This is a genomic window from Tepidimonas sp. (assembly GCF_046292505.1).
In the GTDB taxonomy this organism is placed as follows: Bacteria; Pseudomonadota; Gammaproteobacteria; order Burkholderiales; family Burkholderiaceae_C; genus Tepidimonas.
The window spans coordinates 1-2,116 of sequence record NZ_JBKBQX010000060.1; the positions used below are offsets into that span (position 1 = coordinate 1).

Below are 2,116 nucleotides of genomic sequence, written 5' to 3' on the forward strand. Positions count from 1 at the left end.
CCGCCGCTGGCCTTCAGAAAAATACGCCGGCTCAGTTTGAGTTCTTCCATGAGGTCTCCTTGCTTGGGGGCCTGATCCATTGCCGGACGAGTTGCGCGGTCATCCGGATCCCGCGCTGTTCACGGCTGCGTTGCCGGCGGCTCTGGCCAGGGCGGTCATGCCCGTGGTGGTGGGGCAGGGGCAGGCAGATGAAAGCCTGCAAGTGCCCGATGCCGATGGGGTGGTGGTGAGCGGGGAACACTTTCCGCTGCCCCTGCCCGAGTCGGTGATACGGTGGCGTCCCGCGCGGGGCGAGCGGTTGCTGTCCGATGAGATCGCGCGGCGACAACGGCAGGGCGCTCGCTTGGTGCGAAATTTCGTCAGCACGATGACGGCGGGTGATGTGTACCCGAACTGGCCTGGTTTGTTGCGGCTATCGCCGCCGGATCTGGACCGGCTGCGCAAGACGGTCCTGACCGCGGAGCACCGCGCCTTGCTGCAGCGGCTGCCGAAGGTCGATCTGCACCGGCACCTGGGTGGGTGCCTTGATTTGGCGGGGCAACGCCGAGTTGGGCAATCGCTTTGGGAGGCGATGTCGCGATCCCAGCAGCAGTCCGCGCTGGAGGAGCTGCGCGCGCTGGGGTGGCAGCAGGGTGCTGAGTGGCCTGACGATTGGCCCTCGCGGTTGCGACGCAGCGGGCAGCGCGCAGCGTTGTGTGCGGCGTTGTTGGTCCACAACGACGAGGGTGTGCTTCGGCAGCAACTGTACGGCTCGACACAGCCCCGCGTGGCCCTGAAGCGGCGACACCCTGAGGGCTTTTCGGCTTATGAGCGCCCCGGTGAGTTGATGGGGAGTGCTGGGTTGTCAGAACCGGCAGCGCTGCCGGTGTATGCGCAGGAGGTGGTCCGGTTGGCGCGGGAAGAGGGGTTGGCGGCCCTGGAGCTGCGCGGCAGCCCGCACAAGTATGATCCCGCAGATCCGGTGGATTTCGTTTACCGGCTGCGAGAGGCGCTGCTGCAGGCTGGGGCGAGGGTCGGTACGCAGCCCGGAGCGGCTCAGGAGGATCTGAGGAACGGTCCCCACGTGGGTTTTTTGTGGATCTTGGATAGGCGCAACCATGCCGGGGCCGCCAAAATCGTGGAGGCGGCGGTGCGCGCTCACGCCGAACTTGCCGGCTTCGTGGTAGGGCTTGATTTGGCCGGCGATGAGGCAGCCAGCTCACCCCAGGCGTGGTCAGGCATGTTCGCGCCAGCGTTTCGCGAATGTATGTTCATCACGGTGCATGCGGGCGAGGATGAACCAGCCGAAAACATCTGGGAGGCGGCTTATCACATGCACGCCGACCGGATCGGGCATGGTTTGACGCTGCACGACAATCCGCGGCTGATGGCTCGCTTTCGCGAGCGCGGGATCTGTCTGGAATTGTGCCCGACGTCCAACCTCGAGGTGGTAGGCTATCGGGATCCAGTCAACCCTCAAACGGAAGAACTGCCTGTCTATCCTCTGCGCACGCTGATGCGGGCTGGCTTGCCACTGACCTTGTGCACGGACAATCCGGGTATCTCGTGCACGACGCTGGTTGACGAATACATCACCGCATCGAGAATCGTGCCCGATGGACTGACCCTTTGGGAGGCCTTGGCGTTGATGCGACAGGGATTTGAGCGCACTTTTTTGCCAGCGCCTGTACGCACGGCCCTGATGCATGCCGCAGATCAGGCTGTAATCCAGGCCTTGGAGGAGAGTTGGTAACTGGGCACGCGATAGGATTGCGCAGGGTCAGCCAGATCAGCGCGGTGGCGGCCTCGATGCCGGGAGCATCGATTGAGATACAGTTCAGCCTCTCAAGCAGCTCGTCTGTGAGAATGGCATTCAGCTTCGCGGCAGACGGGTTTTCCCGCGTGACATGGGGGCTCCTGAAATCGTCATCGTAGACCCCTCACTCCCGGTATCCTCGGCGGACCACTATGACGACCTCGAGGTGTTCTAGATGCGCTGTCGTTGGCACTTGACGCAGGGCTACAGCTTGCTGATTCAGTTCCTGCAGGAATGGGTTAATTGTCATGTCCCGGATGATTATGGGGTCGCTTTTGGAACAAATCCGATCTTCGCCGATACCAGTCCTTCATGGCCTGC

General features: G+C 63.0%; 1 protein-coding gene. It reads left to right on the forward strand.

Annotation, left to right across the window (positions count from 1 at the left end; translation table 11 throughout):
* Positions 1-79 precede the first annotated feature (79 nt).
* The gene (locus tag ACK4TH_RS11500) at positions 80-1,732 is read left to right on the forward strand and encodes an adenosine deaminase family protein (protein WP_409626603.1); all 1,653 of its coding nucleotides are present in this window, start codon (positions 80-82) and stop codon (positions 1,730-1,732) included.
* Positions 1,733-2,116 lie beyond the last annotated feature (384 nt).